This window comes from Bifidobacterium sp. UBA6881, assembly GCA_002451435.1.
GTDB lineage: Bacteria > Actinomycetota > Actinomycetes > Actinomycetales > Bifidobacteriaceae > Bifidobacterium.
The window spans coordinates 1-7,697 of sequence record DKCF01000047.1; the positions used below are offsets into that span (position 1 = coordinate 1).

Consider the following 7,697-nt stretch of genomic DNA (forward strand, 5'->3'; position numbering starts at 1 on the left):
CCACGGCCACCACGGCGGTCATCGCGGTCGAAGCGGTCGGAACGCTCGCGGCGCGGCGCGGAGGATTCCTGGTCCTCGAAGCCCGGGATGGCGAGGGAGATCTTGCCGCGGTCGTCAACGCCCTGCACGACCACCTCGACGGTGTCGCCTTCCTTCAGCACGTCTTCGACGGCGTCGATGCGCTCACCGTTGGCGAGGTTGCGGATCTGGGAGATGTGCAGCAGACCGTCGGTGCCCGGGGTCAGGTTCACGAAGGCACCGAAGGAGGTGGTCTTCACGACCTTGCCGTTGTAGGTCTCGCCGGCTTCCGGCACATGCGGGTTGGCGATCTGGTCGATGATCTTCTTGGCCTTCTCGGCGGCCTCTCCGCCTTCGGAGGAGATGAACACGGTGCCGTCATCCTCGATGGCGATCTCGGCGCCGGTGTCTTCCTGGATCTGGTTGATCATCTTGCCCTTCGGGCCGATGACCTCGCCGATCTTCTCGACCGGAACGGTGGTGGTGATGATGCGCGGCGCGTACGGGCTCATCTCGGCCGGACCGTCGATGCACTCGTTGATGACCTCGAGGATGGTGGCGCGGGCTTCCTTGGCCTGCTGCAGGGCGGAGGCGAGGATGTCGGCCGGAATGCCGTCGAGCTTGGTGTCGAGCTGCAGGGCGGTGATGAACTCGGAGGTGCCGGCCACCTTGAAGTCCATGTCGCCGAAAGCGTCTTCGGCGCCGAGGATGTCGGTCAGCGTCTTGAAGATGTGCTTGCCGTCGACGTCGCCGGACACCAGTCCCATGGCGATGCCCGCGACCGGAGCCTTCAGCGGGACGCCCGCGGCGAGCAGCGACAGCGTGGAGGCGCAGACGGAGCCCATGGAGGTGGAGCCGTTGGAACCGATGGCCTCGGACACCTGACGGATGGCGTACGGGAACTCCTCGCGGCTCGGCAGCACCGGCACGAGGGCCTTCTCGGCGAGGGCGCCATGGCCGATCTCGCGGCGCTTCGGGGAGCCGACGCGGCCGGTCTCACCGGTGGAGTACGGCGGCATCTCATAGTTGTGCATGTAGCGCTTGGTCTGCGGGCCGGACAGCGCGTCGATCTGCTGCTCCATCTTGAGCATGTTCAGGGTGGTGACGCCCAGGATCTGGGTTTCGCCGCGCTGGAACAGGGCGGAGCCGTGCACGCGCGGCACGATGTCCACTTCGGCGGACAGGGTGCGGATGTCGCGCAGGCCACGGCCGTCGATGCGGTAGTCCTCGGTCAGGATGCGACGGCGCACGATCTGGCGCTGCAGCTCCTTGAAGGCGTTGCCGATCTCCTTGTCCTTCTCGGCGTCGTCCATGTCGGTGAACTCTTCGGCGAGCGTGGCCTTGACGTTCTCCTTGATCTCGTGGATGCGGTCCTGGCGCGGCAGCTTCTCCGCGATGGACAGCGCCTCGTTGAGGTCGGCGTGGGCGATCTCGTCGATGCGGTTGTACAGATCCTCGGTGTACTCCGGGAAGAGCTGGAATTCCTTGGTTTCCTTGGCGGCTTTCTGCTTGAGCTCGCTCTGGGCCTCGCAAATCACCTTGATGAACGGCTTGGCGGCTTCCAGACCGGCGGCGACGACTTCCTCGTCCGGCTTGGTCTGGCCTTCGTCGTAGATGAGGTGCCAGGCGTTCTTGCCGGCGCCGGCCTCGATCATGGCGATGGCGACATCGCCGTTTTCGATGACGCGGCCGGCGACCACGATCTCGAACACCGCGCGCTCACGCTCGCTCCAGCGCGGGAAAGCGACCCACTGGCCATCGATGAGGGCCAGACGCACGCCGGAGACCGGGCCTTCGAACGGCAGACCGGAGATCATGGTGGATGCGGAGGCCGCGTTCAGCGCGACCACGTCGTAGGCGTCGTCCGGGTTGACGGACAGCACGGTTTCGACGACCTGCACCTCGTTGCGCAGCGTGTGCGGGAACAGCGGACGCAGCGGGCGGTCGATGATGCGGCAGGCGAGAATGGCCTGGGAGCTCGGACGGCCTTCACGACGGAAGAACGAGCCCGGGATCTTGCCGGCGGCGTACATCTTCTCTTCCACATCCACGGTCAGCGGGAAGAAGTCGTAGTTCTCCTTCGGGCTGGAACCGGCGGTGGTGGTGGAAAGCACCATCGAATCGTCATCGAGATAGGCGGCGACGGCTCCATCCGCCTGCTGGGCGAGACGTCCGGTCTCGAAGCGCAACGTGCGCTTGCCGAATGATCCATTATCGATTACGGCTTCTACAGCCTTGATTTCGGGACCCTCCATAGGGTTCCTCCTTTTTCTTTTCCTGAATACCATCTATCGGCGGTCCTCTTCAGCGGACTCCAACCGATGCATATGCGTGACGCGGCGTTACCTTCGCCGCTTCCTCATTTGTAGATTCTAGACCTCGTGTGCCCCAAACCCTGGGCCTTCAAACTGTCTTTTCCTCAACTCGGCTGTCATGCAAAAACGCCCGAGCGCCATGGACGCTCGGGCGGAAGAATGTTATCGGCGCAGACCCAGACGCTCGATCAGGGAGCGGTAACGGTCGATGTCAACGCGCTTGAGGTAATCAAGCATACGACGACGGTCACCGACCATCAGCAGCAGACCACGACGGGAGTGGTGGTCGTGCTTGTGCTCCTTGAGGTGCTCAGTCAGATCAGCGATGCGCTTGGTCAGCAGAGCGACCTGGACCTCCGGGGAACCCGTGTCACCCTCGTGGGTCGCGTAGGTCTTGATGATTTCCTGCTTTTCCTCAGCCGTAAGTGCCACGGCATCCTCCTTATGTTGCTGCGCGGTGCTGCCGGCACTATGCCGACGCGCTCTCTATCCGCGGGCGAAACACGCCAAAGTGCAATAATACACGATGCACGGACCAAAATCAGATGGCGGTGAGCAGTCCCCCGAAAAACACCACGCCGAGGGCGACCAGCTCAATCGCGAAGAACAGCAGGAACGAAGCCCAGCTGCGCGTAAGCACGTTCAGCCTCGACTCCTTTTTGATGCAGACCAACAGGCCGACCCACAGCACGGCGTAGACCGCGACGCCGAAACCGGCCGCGATGATGCCGAGATTCGCCGCGTTCGCCAAGCCCGACGACGATCCGTACATCACATAGGTGGCATTCCAGAAGTTGAAGCTCAGCAGGCTTATGCCGGCGATGAGCTGCTCCAAGGCGAGCCCGATGACGAACACGGTTCCCCACAGCCATTTCTTCGTATCGGCGACCATCAGACCCAATCCGGCCAACGCCATGATGGTGACGGTCCATGAGATCAGGGCGACGCCCTTCGGGTCGAGGAAGCCCAGGTTGGCGACCAGCCACGAGGCGTCCTTCACCGCGATGGCGCGACCGCACCAATACGGCACGATCACGGCGATCAAGGCGACCGCAATGAACACGACCCAACGCAACGGATGCGACCTGCGCCGTTCGATATCGGCCAAAGACAGATCCGAAGGCGCGATCGACGCCGTCGGATGCTTGGACACGTCGACCGTCTCCACCACGCCTCCGACGACTTCCGTTGCCTTGTTTCCCTTGGTCTGTGCCATATTGCGCTCCGTAGAATTGCGTTTGCCGCGACATTCCCAGCATACCCGGTTCCGCATATGCCGGAATCATATCCAAGCCAGCATATGCGGCGCATATGCAAAAGGCGTGCACACGGCACGCCTTGTTGTTCGTTTTCTGGAGCGGATGACGGGAATCGAACCCGCGTAATCAGTTTGGAAGACTGAGGCTCTACCATTGAGCTACATCCGCGCTGCGTCTTTCCGTCGGCGATTGCACCGTCAGGAAAACGACTTGAGCAATTATACACATTCCACGAACAATCGCAAATCGGGAACGCGCCCGGCCGCGCGCGACACGCGGTTTTCGGTTTTCAGGCCTCAAGCATCACCACGGCGGACGCGACCGCGCCGTCATGGCTCATGGAAACGTGCACGTCGATGTTCCGGTCCTGCCCCACCCCAAGGGATTCGTGCAGCTTGCGCTCCAGTTCGGGCGACAGCGAGACGCTCGGCACGCCGCGGGAATCGTCAAGGACCTCGATGCGGACCCATGGGAAGTTGTCCAACGTATATGGGTATTCGGCATCGCCTTGGCGACGGGAGATCGCCTCGCACCACGCTTTGAGGAACGCCTCCTTGCCGGCCCAGCGCGCGGCCAGATGCACGGATTCGTCGTCATGCTTGAGCTGGGCGCGCTGCGCGGTCTGCCAGAGTTCGCGCATGGAGAACAGCTTGCGCATACGCGAGCCCGGCTCCCCCAGTTGCTCGGCGAACGCCGACACATCCACAACATCATGTCCCAAACCCAGCATGTCCACGCCCTTTCAGGAAATATGCACGGAAAGCCGGGACGCCCATTCCCGCGATGGCGCGATAGAACGTTCCGGCACATCCACCATAGAAGTATTATCCTCAAACGGCCGCAGTCCACCCGCCGTTCGCATTGAGGACACCATATTTTCACACCTGCGACATGAAAAATACGGGAACGTGAAAGAACCGGCGCGGGAACGCGCCATGCGTCCCGCTTCCAGCCGGTCGGAACATGCGCGAACGAGAAAGCCCCGCTCCTTGAAGGCGGCCACCGAAAGGCCGGCAGCCGAAGGAGGGGGCTTTCGCACCGTCGGAAACCGCAGCCGCGTCGGGAGCCACGGCCGCCGAAACACCGACTACTGTTCGGCGGACTGGCGCGCGGATTCCTCGGCGGATGCGATGATGTCTTCCGCCGGAATCGGACGCAGGAAATTCCACACCAGGAACGCGATGCCGACGACCAGCATCGCGATGCCGCTCCACAGGTTGATCGCGATGCCGTCGGTTTTGTCGAGACCGAGTGTCGGATCGCAGATGCCGACCAATCCCACGATCACGCCGTACAGCACGAACAGCACTCCGAGCAGCAACCGCAGATCGTTGCGGTGCGCGGCCTTGACCGCCTGTTCCTTTTCCTCTTCGGTGAGCACGCCCTTGGGAGCGGGAGTGCCGACCTTGTCTTCACTGGCCATTGTCAACTCCTTAATACGCTTTTCCTGATACCTTCATGCCTGCGCGTCGATCAGAAGAACGGAATGTACAGCAACAGGCTGATGACGAAGATGCCGATGCCGATCGGCAGCGGACGGCGATACCATGCGACCTTCTCGCCGTTGGCGATGGCCGCCGCGCGCGCCTCGGCGCGTTCCTGCTGCTTGACGGTGCGGAAGTACTTCATGCCGCCGGTGGCGAAGGTGAGGCCTTCAAGCTCCTCGTCGGTCTTCTTCTTGGTGAACATCGACACGACGACACCCACGACCCAAGTGGCGACCAGCGAGATAATCGCGCCGTACATGGTCTCAGCGGTGTCGGAACCGAAGATCGGCGCGCCCGCCGCCTTGGAGTTCAGGTACACGACGTAGGTGATCAGCGGCGCGAAGATGCCGCACACGTAGCCCGCGGTGCCTGCGACGCCGGTGAGGCGCTTCCAGCACAGTCCGAGAATGAACACGGCGAACAACGGCGCGTTGAAGAAGCTGAACAGCGTCTGCAGGTATGTCATGATGTTGCCGAACTGCGATGCGATCCATGCGGTGCCGACGGAGATGAGCACGCCGGCGACGGTGATGATGCGTCCCAGGTTCAGGTAGTACTTGTCAGGCATGTTCGGCTTGATGTAGTCCTGCACGATGTCGTAGGAGACGACGGTGTTGAAGGACGAGACGTTCGCCGCCATGCCGGCCATGAACGACGCCATCATGCCGGTGACCGCGATGCCCAGCACGCCGTTCGGCAGATACATCTGGAACAGCTTCGGAATGGCCTCGTTGTACTGCAGCTCGCCATCCGCGAACATGTTGCCGACGGTAGCGGCGGCGATCAGACCCGGAATGACCACGACGGCCCAGATCAGCATCTTCGGGATGGCGCCGATGATGGGCGTCATGCGGGCGGCGTTCATGTTCTTGGCCGCGAACGCGCGCTGCACCTCGGTGAAGTTGGTGGTCCAGTAGCCGAAGCCCAGTACGAAGCCCAGACCCATGATGATGCCGAACCAGTCGGCGCCGATCGGGTTGGAGACATTGCCCATGCCGGTTCCGACCCATGCGTGCAGCATGTTGGTGCCGGAGAAGGACTGCTTGAGGCCTTCCCAGCCGCCGACGTGGTGCAGGCCGATGACGGTGACCGGGATGAGGGCGGCGATGATGACGAAGAACTGCATGACCTCGTTGTAGATGGCGGAGGTCAGGCCGCCCAGGATGATGTAGGCGAGGACGAACACCGCGGAAACGATGATGGCGACCCACTTGTCCCAGCCGAGCATGGCCTGAAGGATCAGCGCCATGGCGAACAGGTTGATGCCGGCCTGCAGAATCGTGGAGACCGCGAAGCACAGGGAGACGGTCAGATGCGCGCCCTTGCCGAAACGCTTCTGCATGAACTCAGGCACGGAACGCACGCCGGAGCCGTAATAGAACGGCATCATGAAGATGCCCAGGAACACCATGCCGGGGATGGCGCCGATCAGGTAGTAGTGCATCGTGGAGATGCCGATCTGCGCGCCATTGGCCGCCATGCCGAGGATTTCGGTGGCGCCGAGGTTCGCGGCGCAGAACGCCAGACCGGCGATCCATGCCGGCATCGAACGTCCCGCCAACAGGAAGTCCTGGCTGGACTTCTGCTGCTTGTGCACGGAAATGCCAATCCATACGATCATGGCGAAGTAGATGATGAGCAACAGCCAATCCACCCAATTGAGATTCAGGCGAATAGCCGAAGCGTCGGATGCGACCGTGACCATAAGCCACGCCTTCTTTCTGTCTCGTTTCAGTATTCGGCGACTATGCCACCCCGTCATTCTTCGTTGCGATGGAGCGGGGCTTCCTGCATAAGAAGTATTACTCGCGAAAAACAAAAACCGCAAATCAAAAACAACAAAAAACAAAAAAATCGCTCATTATATATGATAATAAACATATTTTTTGTGCGTTTATAGTTGTTCTTGTTGAGGATTCAACCGCCGGAAGGATGATCCAACCCCGCTTGAAGCGCTGCAAACGCTCCAATGACGCCGAAAGCCGTCAGGATGGCACGATGAAGAAGATACCACCACAATAACCGTTTATCGAACATTTAACGCACATTGCCGTTCGGCGTGGCGCGCATACCGCATCATGCGAAGCGCGCCGATCATGCGGGGCATAACGAATGCCGCCCGGAAAACAAAGGAACGCCGCCATCGCCGATGTACGGCAATGGCGGCGTTCCTTACGCTACCTTCCGTCTAGTCGATCACATCTCGAAGTAGCCGGAGGCGTCGAGACGCGCGTTCGGATCGAGCAGCATGGCCTTCTCCGCCTCGTGCGCGTCGTAACCGTGGCCGTCCTTGTGGAAGCGACGGTTGTCGATCGGCTCGTACAGCGCGGCGCGGCCCATCATGCCCTCTTCAAGACGGCGCTGGCCCGCGGCCAGACGCTCGTTGGCGCGTTCACGCCACTGGACGAGCGCGTCGACGCCGGCTGTGTTGGCCACGGACGCCTCGAAGGCGCCCGGGTTCACGATCGCCGCGAAACCGGAGACGTGGCCGAAGCCGAGCGACGTGGCCAGACCCGCCTTGACGGAGCCGACCTTCAGCGGCTCGCGCAGCCAGACCATGTGGTCGTCGCGCTTGAGCTTCGGATCGACGCAGTCCAGGGCAACGTTGGCCGGAACGA

General features: G+C 61.8%; 7 protein-coding genes and 1 tRNA gene. All 8 read right to left on the bottom strand.

Annotated features, from left to right (window positions below; all coding sequences use genetic code 11):
• Positions 1 to 2,273, bottom strand: a 2,273-nt coding sequence (locus B3C64_RS03920) for a polyribonucleotide nucleotidyltransferase (protein WP_291533877.1), incomplete at its 3' end; no start/stop codon positions are given.
• Positions 2,274 to 2,495: 222 nt separating this feature from the next.
• Positions 2,496 to 2,765 (bottom strand): 30S ribosomal protein S15, encoded by a 270-nt coding sequence (rpsO, locus tag B3C64_RS03925; RefSeq protein ID WP_291533878.1) that lies wholly within the window; start codon positions 2,763 to 2,765, stop codon positions 2,496 to 2,498.
• 109 nt (positions 2,766 to 2,874) lie between these two features.
• Positions 2,875 to 3,549 (bottom strand): hypothetical protein, encoded by a 675-nt coding sequence (locus B3C64_RS03930; protein ID WP_291533879.1) that lies wholly within the window; start codon positions 3,547 to 3,549, stop codon positions 2,875 to 2,877.
• Between the two features lie 137 nt (positions 3,550 to 3,686).
• Positions 3,687 to 3,760, bottom strand: a tRNA-Gly gene (locus B3C64_RS03935).
• A 121-nt stretch (positions 3,761 to 3,881) separates the two neighbouring features.
• Entirely contained in the window at positions 3,882 to 4,322 is a 441-nt protein-coding gene (locus B3C64_RS03940) for a holo-ACP synthase (RefSeq protein ID WP_291533880.1), read from the bottom strand.
• A 357-nt stretch (positions 4,323 to 4,679) separates the two neighbouring features.
• Positions 4,680 to 5,015: a hypothetical protein gene (locus B3C64_RS03945; RefSeq protein WP_291533881.1), complete on the bottom strand. Its 336-nt coding sequence runs from the start codon at positions 5,013 to 5,015 to the stop codon at positions 4,680 to 4,682.
• A gap of 50 nt (positions 5,016 to 5,065) precedes the next feature.
• Positions 5,066 to 6,784 (bottom strand): sodium:solute symporter family protein, encoded by a 1,719-nt coding sequence (locus B3C64_RS03950; protein WP_291533883.1) that lies wholly within the window; start codon positions 6,782 to 6,784, stop codon positions 5,066 to 5,068.
• 491 nt (positions 6,785 to 7,275) lie between these two features.
• Positions 7,276 to 7,697, bottom strand: a 422-nt coding sequence (locus B3C64_RS03955) for a hypothetical protein (RefSeq protein ID WP_291533885.1), incomplete at its 5' end; no start/stop codon positions are given.

Bases quoted from the DNA above. Each gene is read 5' to 3' on its own strand.
- B3C64_RS03930 (WP_291533879.1), bottom strand. From the start codon at position 3,549: ATGGCACAGACCAAGGGAAACAAGGCAACGGAAGTCGTCGGAGGCGTG.
- B3C64_RS03940 (WP_291533880.1), bottom strand. From the start codon at position 4,322: ATGCTGGGTTTGGGACATGATGTTGTGGATGTGTCGGCGTTCGCCGAG.
- B3C64_RS03945 (WP_291533881.1), bottom strand. From the start codon at position 5,015: ATGGCCAGTGAAGACAAGGTCGGCACTCCCGCTCCCAAGGGCGTGCTC.
- B3C64_RS03950 (WP_291533883.1), bottom strand. From the start codon at position 6,784: ATGGTCACGGTCGCATCCGACGCTTCGGCTATTCGCCTGAATCTCAAT.